The organism is Lactococcus allomyrinae (assembly GCF_003627095.1).
Classification (GTDB): Bacteria; Bacillota; Bacilli; order Lactobacillales; family Streptococcaceae; genus Lactococcus; species Lactococcus allomyrinae.
Map to the genome: position 1 here is coordinate 1,553,914 of NZ_CP032627.1, position 18,635 is coordinate 1,572,548.

The window sequence follows — 18,635 nt, forward strand, 5'->3', positions numbered from 1 at the left end:
CCCTTTATTACATCAAAAACGAAAAGGATATCATTATAATTTATGAGAGAAAAATTATAAAATAAAACTAAATAAGTATTTAAAGAAAGGAATATTATGATGTCTAAAAACACAATTACTCTCAACTATTACTTCAATGTAAATCCACAAATGAGACAAAATCTTCAAAAAGCCAACCTCTCGTACGAAGTTGATTTTGAAGCTACAAGTGACCTCACACCTATCATAGAAAACTCTATTACCGTTGGACTAAGCCGTAAAATTATTGAAAGCGATGAAAAATATTTTCTAGGAGATTTTGACCTAAGCTTATCTGGTTACAAATTTGAAGGCTGGAAAATCGTTCGCGATAGTCACTATGTCCTTCCACATAAGCATGCTTTCACTCAAGTTGCGCTTTATGCAGGAGAAAAATCAATTATCCACACAACAGGTGTCGCTGACTCTGAATTTCTCTGGCAAACTGGAGAAAATTTCGAACCAAATAGTGATAATTATTCTTTTTATGCACAATGGACACCTCTTTCATACAAAATTAATTTCATCGCCCGAACAATTCATGGCTTATCTTTAGACTGGGCTGCAGATTCTGCACAGAGAACAATAGAAACTGACTTTCAAATAAAAATAACACCCGAACTTCACGGCTATGATTTTGTAGGTTGGAACATTAATGGAAAAACTGAAACCTGTAATAATGCTCATCATCAGCCCATCATTCCAGCAGGAATAGGGGACATAACCGCCATCGCATTATTTGATGATTACCTATAAAACTACTTAGTATATAAACATTATTTGGATTCCTCAATCAAATCATTTATATAAATGATAAAAAAATGATAATATTATTATAATAAAATTAGATTAAGGAATAACCATGAAAGAAGAACAATTAATCACCATTTCAAATACAACAATAAAAAACGAAAAAAGTATCAATAAAACTTATAAAATTATGGAAGATAACACCCTTCTCTCCATTATCACGTCAGAAAATTCAAAAACAGCATCTTGCCCCGATGCTGTTTAATCCGCAATTCTACTCCTGACCATATCTTAGAAGCCAGAGTTCACCTTCACCATCATCGCAGTTAAGGCAATATATCTCTCATAAAATCAACTCAACTCATTTTCTTTTGAAAATATACTTGATTTGCATCCACAAAACTCTCCATGAAAGGAAAATTTAGCATGGCTCCACATGACCTAGAACATTTTACACAAGAAATAGATAAAACTAAAAACTGGTCTAATCATCGCAAAAGTATGTACGGTATGTCAATAATGGATAAACTTTCCATTACTGACGGCTCTGTCAGTGCTGACAGTACGCAAAATCCGATAATACCAGCAAGTGACCGAACATTGACAACACAACTTGTAACAGAAATTCTTGATAAGCTTGTCAAATACGATGAAATTACACTTATTGACTGTCCCATTTTACCAATTTCTGTTTCATACCAAACAGTTCCTTTCTCTCATACGCTCTTTCTCAGTCAACAACCTGGTATCCAATATATTTTAAATACTCATTTTTGGATAAAAGTAATGGATGACGTCCAAAATACTTTAGCATTAGTCGTAACTGGAGGTCTAACAGGAACCTTTACTTTCTACTGTGAAAAGTCAGATGGACAATTTGAAGAATTCACTATTCCTTTTCACAAAAACGGAATTTATCAACTCACCAATCTTACAGTTGACACCATCTATCTCAAAGATTCAGCACTAAAACTAAAAAAATAAAGCGGGCAATCATCCGCTTATTCTTTTACAAAAAAATTAAAAAAATCTTGTATTGTTTCAAACTCAAAATCGGCAATTGTTTCCTTTTGCCTCCCAATATAAGCCGTCTTCATCCCCAGTTTCTTTGCAGGCTCAATATCATGTTCAATCAAGTCACCAACCATTAAAGTTTCAACCGCTTTAAAATGTTCCTGATTCAAAAGATTCATAAAAGCACGCGCATCAGGTTTCAAAAAGCCCGTTTCTCCCGAAATATAAATAGGGTATCTTCCCTCAATATCAGAACGACGTAATTTTTCACGTTGCTCCCAATGCCCCCATTGCTCAAAATAGCGATACGATAGCGGCCCGAAAGATGCTCCAATTGATTAATAAGCCACTGATTAGGTTGAATATCATCAAGCAAAGTCTTCAAAAATTGCTCAAAAAAACCTTGGATATAGTTTTCTTCAAAAGCAATATCAAAATAGCGTAAAGTCAGGCGTAAACGCTCATTACGCAACTCATCAATCGTCATTTCTCTACGATGAACACATGGCCAAAGCAATTCATCAAAATCATGATATTTATCCATAAATAAATCTAGTTCATACGCATCATTAAAATTTAATTGTTCAGTAAAAAGTTTTCTATGAGCACTTTCCCAGTATTTTTCTTTAAATGGAAAAAGTGTATTATCCCAGTCAAAAATAATATTTTTGATTTTATCCATGATTACTTCTCTTTTCTCATGCCGTTTTCATTTTTTATTTTAGCAATCTTCGTCTTATTTCACAAGAGATAACTCTATAAAAAAACTGACCTTTGAGGTCAATTTTTTTATTAAAGGAAGTGTGTGCTAGTACTCTTTAAGAAGATAAAGCAGCACTATCTATGGTTACCCTCCTCACGGCTTAATCGGAATGACAATCTTTGAATTTCGTATAGCTGCCCTCTTTTAAACGTCCAGACTTCTAAGGTAGGGTGTATGATAGGATGACGCTCACGCCATGAATATGAGGTTGTACTCTGGATTCAGTAGAAATTTATCCTTTTATTAGTCGCTTTATCAGCTAGAAAAATGAACAAATGTTTTCAAAACTCCCATCAAATAAGTCTTGATTTCATTTCCCTTCAAGATAAACCATAAGGATACTAATATCCGCTGGATTAACCCCTGAAATACGACTTGCTTGCCCTAAAGTTTCTGGATTAATTTTCTTAAATTTTTGCCGCGCTTCTGTTGCAATTGAATCAAGTTTATCCCAATCCATATTTTTAGGAATTCTTTTTGCTTCAAGACGGTGCATTTTTTCAACCTGATCCATCGCTTTTTTAATATAACCTTCATATGTAATTTCAGTTTCAATCAATTCAATAACAGTACGGTCAATCGGCTCAACACTTTCTCCAATGAATTTTATTACTTCCTCATAATGAACTTCGGGACGCTTCAAAAATTCTGCCCCTGTGAGTGCATCTTTTATCGGTCCAAAGCCTAACATTCCCAGCTTTTCTTGAACATCTGGCAAAGGTTTTAGTTTTTCTGTATTCAATCGCTTCATTTCACGATTAAATTGCTCCATCTTAGCAGTATAAGTCGCCCACTGTTTATCCGAAACCAATCCTACTTCATGACCAATTGCAGTTAAGCGCATATCCGCATTATCATGTCGTAAAATCAAGCGATATTCAGCTCTCGAAGTTAATAAACGATAGGGTTCAAGTGTACCTTTGGTTACCAAATCATCAATCATCACTCCAATATAAGCCTCGCTACGTTTCAAAATAAACTCAGGTTTACCTTGTACTTTAAGTGCTGCATTAATCCCTGCTACTAATCCTTGACCTGCTGCTTCCTCATAACCCGACGTTCCATTTGTTTGTCCCGCAGTAAATAGCCCTGAAATCACCTTTGTTTCAAGTGTTGGTCGGAGTTGGTGGGGCATTACAACATCATATTCAATCGCATAACCTGTCCGCATCATTTGCGCATTTTCCAGCCCTGGGATTGACTTTAAAAGGTCAAATTGGACATCTTCTGGCATAGAAGTCGAAAGTCCGCCAACATACACTTCTTCCGTATTCCGACCTTCTGGCTCAAGGAAGAGTTGATGTCGTGGCTTATCTGCAAAACGTGTAATTTTATCCTCAATAGATGGACAATAGCGTGGCCCCACACCTTTAACAATTCCAGAAAATAAAGGAGCGCGATGAATGTTTTTTCGCAACAAATCATGACTACTTTCCGTCGTATAAGTCAGCCAACAAGGGATTTGATCCTTTAAATAGTCCTCGTCACGACTCATGAAGCTAAAATGATTTGGTTTTTCATCTCCTGGCTGAATCTCCGTCTTAGAATAATCAATTGAACTTGCCAGCACACGTGGAGGTGTTCCAGTTTTAAAACGCCCAATCTCAAATCCAAGATTTCGCAGATTGTCAGCCAGTCCAATAGATGACAGGGAATTATTCGGTCCTGATGAATACTTAAGCTCACCAATGATAATCTCACCGCGTAGAGCTGTTCCCGTCGTGATTATGACCGATTTTGCACCATAGTTTGTTCCTGTTGCAGTGCGGACACCAATTACCTCTGATTTATCATCATTAACTAAAAGTTCTTCAACCATTCCTTGACGAAGGGTTAAATTCTCTTGGTCAGAAACTGTATTTTTCATCTCAATAGCATACTCATCTTTATCAGCTTGTGCTCGAAGAGCACGGACAGCTGGTCCTTTTCCTGTGTTGAGCATCTTCATTTGGATGTAAGTTTTATCAATATTTCGGCCCATTTCGCCGCCTAAGGCATCAATTTCCCGTACAACAATTCCTTTGGCTGAGCCACCAATTGAAGGGTTACAGGGCATAAACGCTACCATATTCAGATTAATCGTTAGGAGCAGTGTCTTACATCCCATACGTGCTGCAGCCAGTGAGGCTTCTACTCCTGCATGACCCGCACCAACCACTATGACATCATAATTATCTTGAAATTCCATTTTTTATATCTCCATTTAGAAAGAAACAAAAAAGCCAAAGCTGCGAAAAATATGCAACAAAATTTCTGTCATCTTGTCCTATACGTTGATGCCCTAGCACCAAGATAAAGTACAATTTAACAAATCTTTTTTTTCACATATTTTCCCGAGCTTTGACCATCGAGTTTCTAATCTTAGATATTGGTATTTTAACTCATTTTTCAATATTTTTCAAGAGATACTTTCCAATCAATAAACAAAAAACTTTTAATCTCTCTCTTCAAGAAGATGAAGTTGCAAAGGTAATAGTTCTTCATCATTTTGTTTTTGCGGTTGCCCATGATTATGAATCATAAGAAATTCAAGCGCACCATGTGGATGTGGATAGTACATATTTGTATGTGGCTTGATTAACATAGGAAGTTGTTTCATATTTCTCTCCTCCTTTCTATTTGTATTTTATACTACAAGTGTCTATACGCTAACTCTTCTGTTGATTTGACTAACCTAAACTTAGAGGTGCCAATCGTAAGTCGTTAGGTCAAATGGCGAATGGTGACATTTGATATTTGATATTTACTGTATTGTTTTTACACCATAAAGTTTCAAGCAGCATCAACTCGTTGTTACTCTATGCAACAGATAATCATCAGTATTTTTTAAATGTCATTTTTTATTAATTCCAAAAAGAAACGTCATCTTATGCCGTTTCCTCCATCTCTCTATAAAGCACCTGATGTTTGGTATCTTCAACCAATAATGCTCCTCTACCTACAATTATTCTATCCCTCTCATTATTTGTTGGGTCATGTTCTCCTGATTGCTCAATCGTTCCATCAGCGAGTAACACAGGAATATAGGTTCCCCGAGGGTAGATTCCCAGGCTCAAATTGGATAGTACATCTGATTTCTTTAATTCAAGATAAGGTAGATTATTATAACGTTCCATTCCACCTAGAACTAACTCATATTGGACATTATCCATTGTTGCTGAAAATCCTGAAATTAAAAGTTCTATCGGTTCATTTGATTCTGGGAGATTTTTCCATAGTCCAGAGAGTGTGGAAAAGTCTTCATTCTTCACTTGATGGACATCAATAGACAATTCTTCAAGTTCTGTATGTCTTGAATCAGTCACTGAGTCTTTCTGGGGGTTTACTTGCTGCTGATAACTTGATATTGAAACTTCATTACGCTGATTTTGAACACTTCTAAACAAAGCAAAACCAAGAACGAGTACAAGCGCTATTAATAAACTATCCAATATAATCAAAGTTCTCTTCATAATCACCTCCCAAAATAAGATTTTAATTATAAAATAATTATAATATAATTATAAACTATTTTCGTCAAAATTCCTAGAGAAATAGTATTTTTTTATTTACATACTAAAAATAAAAACGCTCATAATAAGCGTTTCTCGTTTTAATTTTTAATTTAATAAACATCAATAACTCTACACAATCAACACCTTACTTTACTTCAAGGTGCATGAACAGTCGGGCTTACTCCCAGCTTGTTTTTCATAGCCTGACCGACTCTTTTCAAACGGAAGTGCATGCCAGTCTTCAAGAAGCGCAATACTGTGATAACGTTGTAAATAGCCTACACAGTCTTCACACCATTCTTCATCACCTATCTGCCAAAATGCGGTTTGCAATCCCTCTTTACTCGTATACTCTTTAAAAGTTTTTGCTAATTTGAACCATTCTTTTTTATACCATTTTAGTGCCTTATAAAAATCATCAAATTCATTCACTGAAATAATATCATCTTTCCAGCCCTCAAAGAACCACCATGGCTCATCGGTGCCGTACATCGTAACTACTCTATACATTATTCTTCTTTCCGCTGTTTATGTTGCTTTTATTATTCTAGCGGATTTTTCTACTTTTTTAAAATAATTTGTTTAATACTTTTTCTTATGTTTGCAAAAACATTGAAATTTTTATTACTTTTTGCACTATGGCTAATTTGCTGAACTTTGATGATTAGCACTATAGCTAAAGCATTATAAAAAGCACCAATAGTTTACATACCCTACGCCTGTCAACGCTCACTTCACAAATTCACAGCCGCACACTGTTCATTTTCTCTAGCCACTAAAGCAACTGGTAAAAAGACACGCTAATTGTGCAGAACGACTAATAAAATGAATAAGTTCATTTTAAAGTAGTTCTAGTATAGTTCGTTTCAGATTCAGATTCTACTTTTGCTACACAAAAATTCCAAATTTCTTGGAGTCGATTTTCTTCTCCAATTAAATGTAGAATGCCTATTACTGCTTCAAAGCCTGTTGAAATACGATAAGTTACAACATCTGTATTTTTGGCTGTAGTTTTTGAGTGAGCATTGCGACCTCTTTTGAAGTAAGTCAATTCATACTCACTCAAAAACTGAGCCTCTTCCATTGCAGTAATGATACCAGCTTGTGATTTTGCCGAAACAAACTTTGTCGCTTGCCTTTGGAGTTCTGCTGGTTTTGTAATTCCTTTTCCTAGTAAGTAATCTCGAACAAAAACCTCATAAACCGCATCTCCAATATATGCAAGTGCAATCCCATTAAGTAGTTCTGCTTGCTTCTTATTCACGATGCCACCTGATTCCTGAAGCACTATCTTCCAAGATAATTCCTTTAGCTTTTAATTCATCTCTAATTTCATCTGCTTTGGCAAAATCTCTTACTTCACGCGCCAATTGACGGGCTTCAATCAATGTTTCAATCTCACTATCCAGATTTTCATCAACTTCAAATTTAATTCCAAGTATATTCAGCACTTCATCAAAAAATTGTTTAACTTCTATACCACCATTTCCTTTATTGACCCAACTTATAAAGTCATAAAAGACTGTCATACCGTTCGCGATGTTAAAATCTTCGTCCATTTTACTGACAAAATCATTTTTGAATACTGTCAGTACTGACAAATCGCTGTCAGTGTTCAAATCCATATTGCGATAAGCATTTTCAATCTTTTTCAGATTATTTTCACTTGCAATCAGTGCATCATCTGTGAAATCTACTGGTCTACGATAGTGAGTTGTTGCAAGGAAGAATCTTAAAATCTGTGGATTCACATATTTTAGCATTTCGTGAACGGTTTTAAAATTTCCTAATGATTTTGACATTTTTTCGCCGTCTACATTGACAAAACCATTGTGCATCCAATAATTAACAAATTTTTTGCCTGTTTTTGCTTCAGATTGAGCGATTTCATTAGTATGGTGGGGAAACTCAAGGTCTGCTCCTCCGCCATGAATATCAAGTGTATCTCCTAAAAGACTCGTTGCCATTACGGAACATTCAATGTGCCAACCAGGACGCCCCGCTCCCCAAGGTGCTTGCCATGAAATCTCACCTGATTTAGCTGATTTCCATAAGGCAAAATCAGCTGATGACTCTTTTCTTAAGCTTTCTTCATCTGTACGACCAGATGCTCCGGCTAATAATTCTTCTAAATTTTTATTAGCCAATTTGGCATAGTCTTTTGCTTTAGAGACGCGAAAATAAACATCGCCTTCAGACACATACGCAAAATCTTTATCTAATAAATCTTGAATAAAATCAATCATAGGATAAATATATTCGCTTGCCTTTGGGTTGTGATCGGCTCGTTTGACATTTAAAGCATCAATATCTTCATAAAATGCCGCAATATAACGCTCTGAAAAAGATTTTGTTGATGTATGTTCAAGCTGAGCTCCATGAATGATTTTATCATCAACATCAGTAAAGTTTGAGACGTAATCTACTTCAAAACCACGAAATTCCAAATATTTTCTGATAAGGTCAAAAGCTACAACCGAACGTGCATTACCGATGTGAATATAGTTATAAACAGTTGGACCACAGACATACATCCTAACTTTGCCTGATTCAATAGGATGAAATTCTTCACTCTTTCGAGTCATCGTATTATAAATTTTCAACATTTTTATTTCTCCTCATTTTCATCATAAACAATACTTGAAATTAGGCTGCGTATGGGTAGATACATCAGAACATATCCTGATACCTGCCTGATTCCAGTAAATGACAGTCCAATCGATAAAGCAGTCATAATCATTAAATCCCAAGGTACTCGTTTCATCATCCAGATTCGTTTAATGCCATTCAGCCGATAAGCACAATCAATAATCCAACTTGCCAGTCGAGAAATTCCAACGATATAGAGGATATAAATAATCATAAAATAACCCGGATGACTGGCATTATCAACCTGTGTCATCAGAGGAAAAAGACTAACCAGCATAAGAAATATGATATATGTAAAGATTTGCCAGCCTGATAACTTATGAACCTTAGAAAAAAATTTCGTAAACTGAAAATAATAACTCACAACGACAAGGAAACTCACGAAAAAAATAATCAGCGAACTTATCGTTTTTGAAAAATCATAATGTCCACCTCGAAGTACCATTGGCAATGGAATTTCCAATACCATAATCGTTGCGATAATCGACATCACAGCGTCTGTAAAGCTTTTTAATGGGGAAACCATATGTCCCTCATAAACCGCAACTTTTCGTTTTTTATTCATATTCCTATAAATGCGACGAATGATAGCTCGCTTCGCGTCTTTCTTCAATTGTCATGATTTTCTCAACATCTTTTTTACCATTAATTCGAACAACTTTTGCTGGTATACCGACAACTGTTACATTAGCTGGAACATCGGTTACAACCACTGCGCTAGCACCAACTTTTGCGTTTTCACCAATTTCAATTGGTCCTAACAGCTGCGAATGGGCAGAGATGAGTGCGCCTTGACGCACTGTAGGGTGTCTTTTCCCTTTGTCTTTTCCTGTACCGCCAAGTGTTACACCATGATACAATTTTACATTAGACTCAACGATTGCAGTTTCACCAATCACAAGACCTGACCCGTGGTCAATGAACACACCCGTTGAAATCTCTGCTCCCGGATGAATTTCAATCTGCGTCCAAAAACGCCAAAATTGTGAGTGCATCCGAGCAAGTAACTTTAAATTATGTCGCCAAAGCCAATGAGAAAGCCGATGTGCCGCTAAAGCTTTAACTCCTGGGTAAGTCAAAAGAACCTCTAGAGCCGTTCTTGCTGCAGGGTCATTTTCTTTTGTTACCCGAATTGCTTCTCGCCAGAAACCTTCCTTATTTTTTGCCATTTTTTCCTACTTTTTTAAAAAATACTTATAGTAGATTATACCATAAGCATTGATTGTATTGTTAATATCCAAAATTTCTAAAACTTTTTTAGGATTGTTCTAATCTTGACGCTCTTTAATCAGACAATTCATCCCATATGCTAATTGTATCTTGGTAATGTTCTAAGTCATCCAATGGATTGATTGTAATTCCTGAAGCATTTTCAAACCTGTTTGTCACATCTTCTGGATGCAATAACTCATGGATTGTTAAAAACAACACCTGCCCATTATTTTCTTTGAAAGGTTGACTAAAATACGGTTCATCATACCATTTTGACAAACTATCCAGATTATCAAACAAAGGCAAATACTCTTGCCCATCCTGAGCAACTAGGTTTGGAAAAATTCGTTCACTTTCCGAAACAAAAGCTGGGATGAGATAATATTTTTCCATCTTAGAAGCAGATTGATTTTCTGGGCTAAAAAGTGTGTTCAAAATATCAGTATAATGTGTCAAAAATTTCGTCAGCTCAGTCGTTCCAAAGTAAGCTGTATTGCCTGTATCTTCATCTTGAGGCAATTTTGGATTGACTGCAACAATATCAATATCAGTTTCTTTCAGAAGTTCAAGAACTTCAATTATCGAATGAAGCTCCCACTCTGTTTCAAAGTCTGTCAGTTCTGACAGAAAAATATTCAAATCATTTTCTGTTGTAAACACAGGTATTGCTTTTCGCTCCGCCATTGGTACGTAAAAAACCTTTTTAGGAGCTAAGACTGGAAATTGATGAAAAGCATAAGCCAATGACAAATCCTCCATAAAAGCCCAGGATTCGCTAAGGACAGACGCAAACGCTCATCTAACTCCGAATTAATATTGTAAGTTGCCATCATCATTGCTGACAGGCTGTCAACGTACTGACAAAAAAGATTATTCCCCTTCTTGATACTATTTAACTTCTTGCGCTTGACACAAGAAGTTAAAGTTGCGGATAAGAAAAGCATCACTTTTCCTAATTGTCGCTAAGCAGTATCTTTGAAGTCCATCTACTAAATCTGATACGCAGATTTAGAGGCGAACTAGTATGAGCAAGCGGGCTTCTTTGAGCTACTTATCTAGCTGTTACGGCTAGACATTATACTTTGACAAACTGCTTTTACAGCTTTCCCATTATTTTTTACCTATATTTAGAGTCTGTCAGCGTACTGACAGACTACCATCATCAATTTTTTATATCAAATGTATTGATTTAACCCTGTCAGTACTGACAGAAAATCTATACCATACTTTTATCAACTCACACTTCACCGCGCAATTGTGCCCAACTTACCAATGTTTTTTCAAACTCCGAAATATCATAATCTAAGGGATTAATCGTTACTCCTACCGCAAACGAAAATTCATTTCGACCTGTCTTTGGATTCATCAAATCATCAATTGTCATCACCAAGATTTCGCCCGAATTATCATTCAAAATATGCTGAAAGTAAGGTTCTGAATACCACGTCAACAAAGATTCAAAGTTATCAAACAAGGGAACATACGAACGTTCATCTGGTGCAGTTAGAGCTGCAAAGCGTCGCTCCGAACCTGCTAAAACATTGTTATTATCCACAAAAGCGGGAACAAAATATATTCTCTCAAATTTATCAATCCTTGCATTCAAAGCAAATTCCGCCAGAAGCTTTTCATACTTTTCCTGCATATTACGAAATGAATCTAGACCCCAATACTGTTGATTACCTCGGTTTTCCATATGTAAAGGGCGAACATTGAAACCAATCGTGTCTGCATCATTAGTGTTTTGTAGCAGATTGTCAATCATGCATAAATCAAAATCCACTTTTTGCTCAAAATTTGCCTGAAAAAGTGTTGCTGATTTCTTTGACGTAAAAACAGGCAAGACTTTATTTTCCCGAATGTTTAAACACAACTTTTCTTTCAAAGCAAAAACAGGCGTTTTTTTAAGCTCTACCATGAAATCCAATTCATCAATTAAGCGTTTATTAGCAATTGCTGCACGTAATTTTGGTTCTAATTCTTCATTCATTATTCTGGCTTTTTAGTTGAAAGTTCAGGAAAATCATTATCTAGACGAGGTTTACGGTCACGGCGTTCAAAGTTATGTCCACTGTTTCCGTTACGGTCGTTATTGCGACGGTCAAAGCCATTATTACCGCGTCCATTTCCATTGCGACGGTCTCCGTTTTCACGGCGTTCACGTGGTTTACGCTCTGGCTCTACATAACCTTCAGGTTTCTCAACCAAAGCACGCATTGATGCATCAACACGACCTTTTTCATCAATTTTCATGATTTTAACCTTGACAATATCACCAAGTTTCACAACATCTTCGACCTTAGCTGTACGTGCCCAAGCCATTTCAGAAATGTGAACCATTGCATCTGTTTTACCAAAAAGATTCACAAATGCGCCAAAACTTTCAATACGGACAACTTTTGCGTCGTAAATATCACCAACTTTTGCTTCACGCACCAACTCAGTAATAATTTCCTTGGCACGATTAATTGCAGCTTGGTCTGGCGAGAAGATTGAGCAAAGCCCATCTTCATCAATGTCAATTTTAACACCTGTTTCAGCGATAATCTTATCAATTTGTTCGCCACCTTTACCGATAACCACTTTGATTTTATCCACTGGAATCGTAATAGTGTCAATTTTTGGAGCAGATGGTGCCAATTCTTTGCGTGGTTCTGCTATCGTTGCTTCAATCAAATCCAAAATTTGGAAGCGGGCTTTCTTCGCTTGTGCCAACGCTTCGGCAAGAATTTCAGGCGTAATACCAGAAATCTTGATGTCCATTTGAAGCGCTGTAATCCCCTCACGTGTCCCTGCTACTTTAAAGTCCATATCACCAAAGTGATCTTCAAGTCCTTGAATATCCGTCAAAATTGTATAATTTGCACCATCAGAAATCAAGCCCATCGCAATTCCAGCTACAGGTGCTTTGATAGGGACTCCACCAGCCATAAGTGCAAGCGTTCCCGCACAAATCGAAGCCTGTGAAGATGAACCATTAGATTCTAATACTTCAGCAACTAAACGAATGGCATAAGGAAATTCTTCAAGTGTAGGTAGAACTTGTGCTAAAGCGCGTTCACCGAGTGCCCCATGACCAATTTCACGACGCCCTGGCGCACCATATCGCCCCGTTTCTCCAACAGAGTATTGTGGGAAATTATAATGGTGCATAAAACGTTTCTTATATTCATCACCAAGTCCATCAATCGTTTGTGCTTCGCCCATTGGTGCCAAAGTCAAAGTTGACAAAGCTTGTGTTTGCCCACGAGTAAACAGACCTGTACCATGTGTAATCGTACGTGGTGTAAAGTCAATTTCAGCGTCAAGTGGGCGGATTTCATCAATTTTACGACCATCAGGACGTATTTTATCTTCCGTGATCAATCGACGAACTTCTGCATGTTCCATTCCTTCAAGAATTTCAGCAACATCACGAATAATAGTTGCAAAATTTTCATCAGATTCATATTTTTCAGTATAAGCTGCAACGACTACATCTTTAACTGCTTGGGTTGCTGCTTCACGCGCCAATTTTTCCTCAACTTGTACTGCTTTTTGCAAATCAGAATTGTACTGTGCGATAATCTCCACTTTGAGTTCTTGATTAACGTGCAAAAGTTCAACATCTGCTTTCTCTTTACCAACTTTTGCTACAATTTCATTTTGAAACTCAATCAATTCTTTCACCGCAGCATGACCTGCTAGTAATGCACCAAGCATAACGTCTTCCGAGAGTTCTTTCGCTCCAGATTCGACCATATTAATAGCATTAATATTACCAGCAACAGAAAGTTCCAAACTTGAAGCTTCCACTTGGGCAACAGATGGGTTGATGACATAAGCACCATCAACATAAGCCACTTCAACACCAGCAATTGGTCCATCAAATGGAATATCGGAAATTGCAAGTGCAAGAGATGAACCAAACATTGCAGCCATACGAGCAGAGGCATTTTCATCATAAGAAAGCACAGTATTAATGACTTGCACTTCATTGCGGAATCCTTCAGCAAACATTGGACGAATAGGACGGTCAATCAGACGAGCAGTCAATGTTGCATCAGTTGAAGGACGTGCTTCACGTTTGTTGAATCCCCCTGGAAACTTCCCAGCAGCGTACATTTTTTCTTCATAGTTCACTTGAAGTGGGAAAAAGTCTCCTGTAGCCATTTTTTTAGACATTGTTGCTGCAGTTAATACCGTTGTATCTCCATAACGAACAACAACGGCACCATTTGCTTGTTTTGCTACTTGTCCCGTTTCAACAGTCAAAGTTCGTCCTGCGAACTCCATAGAAAATGTTTCTTTTGCCAATTTTTCTCCTTAACATAGCTTGCCAAAAGGATTCGATATGATATTAACAAGCACGGACTTGCACCAGCTTTCCTATGCCTTGCTCATAAATAGAAAAACATCGCTCTTCTTATTCACAATCTTATCACTTTTACAATCTAGTTCATCGTCTTTTGCGATGTTCTTTTTTAATTTCTACGTGTTTCTAAACAAAAATCAATCTATCATATAAATTTCAATTTTCTTATGGCTCATTCGCAGCTTCATGATACCACCAATTCCAGTTGTTAACAGCTGTTTTAACTCGTCACTTTAATGCAAATGAATATTTCATAGGGTAAGGTAGCGAATATAATGACAAACTCATTTTTGCATAGAACAACACGTATGTCCCATTATACTATATTTTAGCAAAGAAAAAAAGGCTCACAGGGAGCCTTTCTATTGATAAAATCGACTAATACTAGTTTGACATCTAACTGCGTTAATGACACATTTAGAGATAGGCTAATATAAATTAGCTAGCAGTTTTTACACCGACAGTACCAGTTACTTTGAATTGGTTAGCAGCTGGAAGTGCTTTATAAGTATCAAGTTGGTCTTGAGTTGCGAAGTAAAGATTACCAGTGATTGTAGAAACTGACAATGCACCTGATGCATCTTTCATACCACGTGATTGAAGAGAAGCATTTTCTCCAACGTATACGTCACCTTTAACATTACCACCTTCAAAGTCAGTTGCTGGAGAGTTTACAATCAAACGTCCAACAGTCAAAGTGAAGGTTTTTGTAATTTGGTGAGCATCATTTGTTGTTGCCAAAGCGAGTGTACGTTGAACTACGCCAGCTTCATTGAGGAATGTACCATCGACAGTAATATCTTTACCTGAAGCATCAACATCACCACTCGCAGCGACAAGGAATGAACCATTTTTACCAAGACCTGAAGCCAATACACTTGCGTCTGTTGTACCAGTTGTTGCACCTGTTTGTACATCTGAACCGTTACCTTTGAATAAGTAAGTTACATTTCCGTGAGGTCCTGCTGTGATTGCACCACCTTCAACTTTAACTACATCTCCTGCAACAACTGAAGTTGTACCTGTTACTTTAACTTTTTGTGCTTCTGGAAGTTGGTTGTAAGCATCAAGAAGATCTTGGCTTGCAAATGTCAAATTACCATCAATTGTTGCTTGACCAGCAACACCTTGACCCGTTTGTCCGTGGAATCCAGCTGCAAATACATCTACGTTACCTTTTACTGTACCATTTGAAATGTAGAAACCTGGAGATTTAACTTCAATTTTATCTACTGTCAATGTGTAACGATCAGTGATTTTATGGTTAGCATCTTGGTTATAAATTGCCAATTTACGAGCAACTACACCATCTCCTAGGAAAAGTCCTTCAACTGTCAAAGTCTTACCAGAAGCGTCCATGTCACCTTTTGTTGCATTCAACCAAGCACCATTTTTAGCGAAACCTTTTTGAAGGTCTGCAAAGCTGTTTGTACCAGCTGTTGCTCCAGCGAATACTTCAGCTTTTGATGATTGTTCTGTTTTTGTGTCTTTAGAACTTGAGTTGTTATTATTTCCACAAGCAGCAAGCAAAGATACTGAGAGTACTGAAACTGCAAGAAGCGAAATTACTTTTGTTTTCTTCATTTTCTTTTCTCCTAAAAAGATAAATATTTTAATCGTGACAGATTTCTTTCACGAAACTTACACGGATATTATAGCATTTCAGACTGTTAAATGCAAGAGTTTGCCGAAAACTTCACAAAGTTCACATTTATTTTTATGTAAATGTTTCCAAAACTTATTATATCAGCGTTTATAAACATTTTTGTTATTTTTTAAAACCATAACTTTGTGAAGTTTAATACTTTTTACATAATCGACAATAAGTTGATTATTCTACGCGTCGTTGTTTCCCTGCTCTCTCATTTTGTTTTTTCTATCAAACTTCCATTCAATATAGACTATGAAAATCATTATAATTTTGATAAAATAGACCTATATCATTTCACAATAGAAAATGGAGAAAAATTGTGGTTTACTCTGATTCACACCTAAAGCTTTTTGCCTTGAATTCAAACCCAGGCCTTGCCGAGAAAATTAGCCAGTTTACTGGAATTCCTTTGGGAAAACTCTCTTCAAAACAATTTTCCGATGGCGAAATCATGATTAATATGGAAGAGAGCGTCCGTAGTCAGGATGTTTTTATCATTCAATCTACAAGCTGTCCTGTTAATGACCATCTTTGGGAGCTTTTGATTATGATTGATGCTTGTAAACGTGCGTCTGCTCATACAATCAATGTTGTCATTCCTTACTTTGGTTATGCCAGACAAGACCGCACTGCAACTTCACGCGAACCAATTACTGCAAAGCTCGTTGCCGATATGATTGTTAAAGCTGGTGCTGATCGTGTTTTGACACTTGATATTCATGCCGTACAGGTTCAAGGATTCTTTGATATTCCAGTAGATAATCTTTTCACTGTGCCACTTTTCGCTGATTATTACCGTAGAAATGGTTTGTTTGGTGATGATGTCATCGTTGTAGCTCCTAAAAATTCGGGAATCAAACGTGCGCGCTCCCTTGCTGAATATCTTGAATCTCCTATCGCTATTGTTGACTACGAAGATGATGACAAAAACCGTGAAAACGGCTACGTAATTGGTAACGTTGAAGGTAAACGTGTTATTCTTATTGATGATATTTTGAACACTGGTGTTACTTTTGCAAATGCTGCTAAAGTTGTCCGTAACGCTGGTGCTAGCGAAATCTATGCGGTTGCAAGTCATGGTTTGTTTACAACAAATGCTGCTGAAATTCTTGAACAAGCAGATATCAAAGAAATTCTTGTCACAGATTCTGTAGTGACAGAACATCGTAAACCTTTAAATGTCAAATATTTAAGTGCAGCTGAATACTTAGCTAATGCTATTTTGCGTATCCATGAAGGTCGCCCTGTTTCACCACTCTTTGAGCATGAAAAACCACAAGATTAACTTACTAACACTGTTTAATTTCTAAAAATATTTTTAGAAATTACTACGCTCTGTTGTCGCTACTTGCTGTCTTGACATAAATGTTTAATGCTGGGTAGTCTGACAGACATTCAGCTACCAATTAGAAATAATCATTGTACTGACAAGACAATGACAACCTGTCAGTACGCTGATTATTGCGACTTAGCGAGTATGGATACCGTGCTACAACACAGTGTTGGAACAGAAAGAAAAAAGATAATCATGATATATTTAGACAATGCGGCAACCACTCCTGTCATTCCCGGTGTCGTGTCGGCAATGACAGAAAGTCTGTCAGCAACTTTTGGAAATCCATCTAGCATCCATAGTTTTGGTAGGCAAGCTAATCAACTGGTCAGGCAAGCCCGCGATACTGTAGCCAAAGCACTTGATGTCTCTAATCGAAATATTATTTTCACTTCTGGAGCAAGTGAGGCCAACAACCAAGCGTTAATCGGCTATGCTCTCGCCAATCGCGACAAAGGAAATCATATCTTAACAACTGCGATTGAACATCCCTCTGTTTTAAATACTGTTCAGTATCTCCGTGATAGGCATGGATTTGATGTTACTTTCGTAAATCCAAATCCTGATGGACAATTCCCAGCACAATTAATTGAGCAAAATTTACAACCAGATACTATTTTAGTCAGTATGATGTGGGCAAATAATGAAACTGGACAACTTCTACCAGTCGCAGAAGTAGGACGGTTATTAGCCTCTCATCCAGCTGTATTTCATGTTGATGCTACGCAAGTTATGGGGAAAATCCCTGTCCATCCGCACGAAATTGGCGCTGATTTTCTGACTGCTTCTGCTCATAAGTTCCACGGACCAAAGGGCATTGGCTTTCTCTATTATCATGAAGATTTAAAGTTTGATGCACTGATTCACGGCGGAGAACAAGAAGAAAAACGACGAGCTGGAACAGAAAATCTTCATTCACTTGTCGGTATGACCAAAGCTTTAGAAATCGCCATACAAAATATGGATGAAAATTACCAACACGTTCAAAAGCTCAATGACAGCCTTCTGTCGCTACTTTCAGAGATTGATTTTTACAAAAATGAGTTTGGGGCTACGATGCCACACGTCATTAATATTGCATTTCCTCACCAAAATCATGATTTGTTACTGACAAAACTAGATTTAGCAGGTTTTGCAATTTCTACTGGCTCTGCTTGCACAGCTGGAACTGTTGAGCCTTCACACGTTTTAGAAGCCGTTTATGGTGAAGACTCCCCCAAATTAAAAGAAAATCTACGTATCTCTTTTTCAGAACTAAACACGATAGATGAAATTAATGCTTTCGCTGAAAAGCTGAAAAGTTTATTGAAGTGATTACTTCATTGGTGGGGATTATTTCTCTCCCACCAATGATTAATAGAACGAAAGCAAAGCTTAGTGCTGCTTATCCCGCCACC

General features: G+C 37.0%; 19 protein-coding genes. 5 read left to right on the forward strand and 14 right to left on the reverse strand.

Features of this window, described 5'->3' with window-relative positions; translation table 11 throughout:
- Positions 1-96: 96 nt before the first annotated feature.
- The 3 genes from D7I46_RS07175 (at position 97) to D7I46_RS07180 (ending at position 1,752) form a co-directional block, all read left to right on the forward strand.
- Complete coding sequence (locus tag D7I46_RS07175) at positions 97-774, forward strand: hypothetical protein (RefSeq protein WP_162930854.1); 678 nt, start codon at positions 97-99, stop codon at positions 772-774.
- Positions 775-880: 106 nt separating this feature from the next.
- Positions 881-1,033 (forward strand): hypothetical protein, encoded by a 153-nt coding sequence (locus tag D7I46_RS13285; protein WP_162930855.1) that lies wholly within the window; start codon positions 881-883, stop codon positions 1,031-1,033.
- Positions 1,034-1,194: 161 nt separating this feature from the next.
- Positions 1,195-1,752, forward strand: coding sequence for a hypothetical protein (locus D7I46_RS07180; RefSeq protein WP_120772280.1), 558 nt, complete (start codon positions 1,195-1,197; stop codon positions 1,750-1,752).
- A gap of 17 nt (positions 1,753-1,769) precedes the next feature.
- On the opposite strand, the gene D7I46_RS13505 is transcribed toward D7I46_RS07180, so the two are convergent.
- The 14 genes from D7I46_RS13505 to D7I46_RS07240 all read right to left on the reverse strand — a co-directional run bounded on the left by D7I46_RS13505 (position 1,770) and on the right by D7I46_RS07240 (position 15,838).
- On the reverse strand, positions 1,770-2,030 hold the full coding sequence (locus D7I46_RS13505) for an HAD family hydrolase (protein ID WP_338033601.1): 261 nt from the start codon (positions 2,028-2,030) through the stop codon (positions 1,770-1,772).
- Positions 1,982-2,464 (reverse strand): HAD family hydrolase, encoded by a 483-nt coding sequence (locus D7I46_RS07185; protein ID WP_240424376.1) that lies wholly within the window; start codon positions 2,462-2,464, stop codon positions 1,982-1,984. The genes D7I46_RS13505 and D7I46_RS07185 overlap by 49 nt, the downstream gene beginning before the upstream one ends.
- Positions 2,465-2,855: 391 nt before the next feature.
- Positions 2,856-4,733, reverse strand: a complete 1,878-nt coding sequence (gene mnmG, locus D7I46_RS07190) for a tRNA uridine-5-carboxymethylaminomethyl(34) synthesis enzyme MnmG (protein ID WP_120772281.1) — start codon at positions 4,731-4,733, stop codon at positions 2,856-2,858.
- A 246-nt stretch (positions 4,734-4,979) separates the two neighbouring features.
- The gene (locus D7I46_RS13290; RefSeq protein WP_162930856.1) at positions 4,980-5,144 is read right to left on the reverse strand and encodes a hypothetical protein; all 165 of its coding nucleotides are present in this window, start codon (positions 5,142-5,144) and stop codon (positions 4,980-4,982) included.
- 268 nt (positions 5,145-5,412) lie between these two features.
- Positions 5,413-5,997 carry a hypothetical protein gene (locus tag D7I46_RS07195; protein ID WP_120772282.1) on the reverse strand — a complete coding sequence of 195 codons (585 nt, stop codon included), beginning with the start codon at positions 5,995-5,997 and terminating at the stop codon, positions 5,413-5,415.
- A 192-nt stretch (positions 5,998-6,189) separates the two neighbouring features.
- The gene (locus D7I46_RS07200) at positions 6,190-6,549 is read right to left on the reverse strand and encodes a DUF1033 family protein (protein WP_120772283.1); all 360 of its coding nucleotides are present in this window, start codon (positions 6,547-6,549) and stop codon (positions 6,190-6,192) included.
- A gap of 325 nt (positions 6,550-6,874) precedes the next feature.
- Entirely contained in the window at positions 6,875-7,303 is a 429-nt protein-coding gene (locus D7I46_RS07205; RefSeq protein WP_120772284.1) for a Mini-ribonuclease 3, read from the reverse strand.
- Positions 7,296-8,645 (reverse strand): cysteine--tRNA ligase, encoded by a 1,350-nt coding sequence (gene cysS, locus D7I46_RS07210; RefSeq protein WP_162930857.1) that lies wholly within the window; start codon positions 8,643-8,645, stop codon positions 7,296-7,298. Before cysS ends, D7I46_RS07205 begins: the two co-directional genes overlap by 8 nt.
- Positions 8,646-8,647: 2 nt before the next feature.
- Positions 8,648-9,253, reverse strand: coding sequence for a TMEM175 family protein (locus tag D7I46_RS07215; RefSeq protein WP_120772285.1), 606 nt, complete (start codon positions 9,251-9,253; stop codon positions 8,648-8,650).
- A 4-nt stretch (positions 9,254-9,257) separates the two neighbouring features.
- Entirely contained in the window at positions 9,258-9,857 is a 600-nt protein-coding gene (gene cysE, locus D7I46_RS07220; protein WP_120772286.1) for a serine O-acetyltransferase, read from the reverse strand.
- Positions 9,858-9,972: 115 nt separating this feature from the next.
- Complete coding sequence (locus D7I46_RS07225) at positions 9,973-10,644, reverse strand: hypothetical protein (protein WP_240424378.1); 672 nt, start codon at positions 10,642-10,644, stop codon at positions 9,973-9,975.
- Between the two features lie 493 nt (positions 10,645-11,137).
- A complete protein-coding gene (locus D7I46_RS07230) occupies positions 11,138-11,890 on the reverse strand; it encodes an SseB family protein (protein WP_120772287.1) in 753 nt (250 codons plus the stop codon).
- Positions 11,890-14,196 (reverse strand): polyribonucleotide nucleotidyltransferase, encoded by a 2,307-nt coding sequence (gene pnp, locus D7I46_RS07235; RefSeq protein ID WP_120772288.1) that lies wholly within the window; start codon positions 14,194-14,196, stop codon positions 11,890-11,892. The genes D7I46_RS07230 and pnp overlap by 1 nt, the downstream gene beginning before the upstream one ends.
- 496 nt (positions 14,197-14,692) lie before the next feature.
- The gene (locus D7I46_RS07240) at positions 14,693-15,838 is read right to left on the reverse strand and encodes a hypothetical protein (RefSeq protein WP_120772289.1); all 1,146 of its coding nucleotides are present in this window, start codon (positions 15,836-15,838) and stop codon (positions 14,693-14,695) included.
- Between the two features lie 386 nt (positions 15,839-16,224).
- Between D7I46_RS07240 and D7I46_RS07245 the strand changes: the two genes are divergently transcribed.
- Together D7I46_RS07245 and D7I46_RS07250 are read left to right on the forward strand one after the other, a co-directional pair.
- Positions 16,225-17,190 carry a ribose-phosphate diphosphokinase gene (locus D7I46_RS07245; RefSeq protein ID WP_120772290.1) on the forward strand — a complete coding sequence of 322 codons (966 nt, stop codon included), beginning with the start codon at positions 16,225-16,227 and terminating at the stop codon, positions 17,188-17,190.
- Positions 17,191-17,433: 243 nt separating this feature from the next.
- Positions 17,434-18,552, forward strand: coding sequence for a cysteine desulfurase family protein (locus D7I46_RS07250; RefSeq protein ID WP_120772291.1), 1,119 nt, complete (start codon positions 17,434-17,436; stop codon positions 18,550-18,552).
- Positions 18,553-18,635: the final 83 nt, after the last annotated feature.

Bases quoted from the DNA above. Each gene is read 5' to 3' on its own strand.
- D7I46_RS07175 (WP_162930854.1), top strand. From the start codon at position 97: ATGATGTCTAAAAACACAATTACTCTCAACTATTACTTCAATGTAAAT.
- D7I46_RS13285 (WP_162930855.1), top strand. From the start codon at position 881: ATGAAAGAAGAACAATTAATCACCATTTCAAATACAACAATAAAAAAC.
- D7I46_RS07180 (WP_120772280.1), top strand. From the start codon at position 1,195: ATGGCTCCACATGACCTAGAACATTTTACACAAGAAATAGATAAAACT.
- D7I46_RS07185 (WP_240424376.1), bottom strand. From the start codon at position 2,464: ATGGATAAAATCAAAAATATTATTTTTGACTGGGATAATACACTTTTT.
- mnmG (WP_120772281.1), bottom strand. From the start codon at position 4,733: ATGGAATTTCAAGATAATTATGATGTCATAGTGGTTGGTGCGGGTCAT.
- D7I46_RS13290 (WP_162930856.1), bottom strand. From the start codon at position 5,144: ATGAAACAACTTCCTATGTTAATCAAGCCACATACAAATATGTACTAT.
- D7I46_RS07195 (WP_120772282.1), bottom strand. From the start codon at position 5,997: ATGAAGAGAACTTTGATTATATTGGATAGTTTATTAATAGCGCTTGTA.
- D7I46_RS07200 (WP_120772283.1), bottom strand. From the start codon at position 6,549: ATGTATAGAGTAGTTACGATGTACGGCACCGATGAGCCATGGTGGTTC.
- cysS (WP_162930857.1), bottom strand. From the start codon at position 8,645: ATGTTGAAAATTTATAATACGATGACTCGAAAGAGTGAAGAATTTCAT.
- D7I46_RS07215 (WP_120772285.1), bottom strand. From the start codon at position 9,253: ATGAATAAAAAACGAAAAGTTGCGGTTTATGAGGGACATATGGTTTCC.
- cysE (WP_120772286.1), bottom strand. From the start codon at position 9,857: ATGGCAAAAAATAAGGAAGGTTTCTGGCGAGAAGCAATTCGGGTAACA.
- D7I46_RS07230 (WP_120772287.1), bottom strand. From the start codon at position 11,890: ATGAATGAAGAATTAGAACCAAAATTACGTGCAGCAATTGCTAATAAA.
- D7I46_RS07240 (WP_120772289.1), bottom strand. From the start codon at position 15,838: ATGAAGAAAACAAAAGTAATTTCGCTTCTTGCAGTTTCAGTACTCTCA.
- D7I46_RS07250 (WP_120772291.1), top strand. From the start codon at position 17,434: ATGATATATTTAGACAATGCGGCAACCACTCCTGTCATTCCCGGTGTC.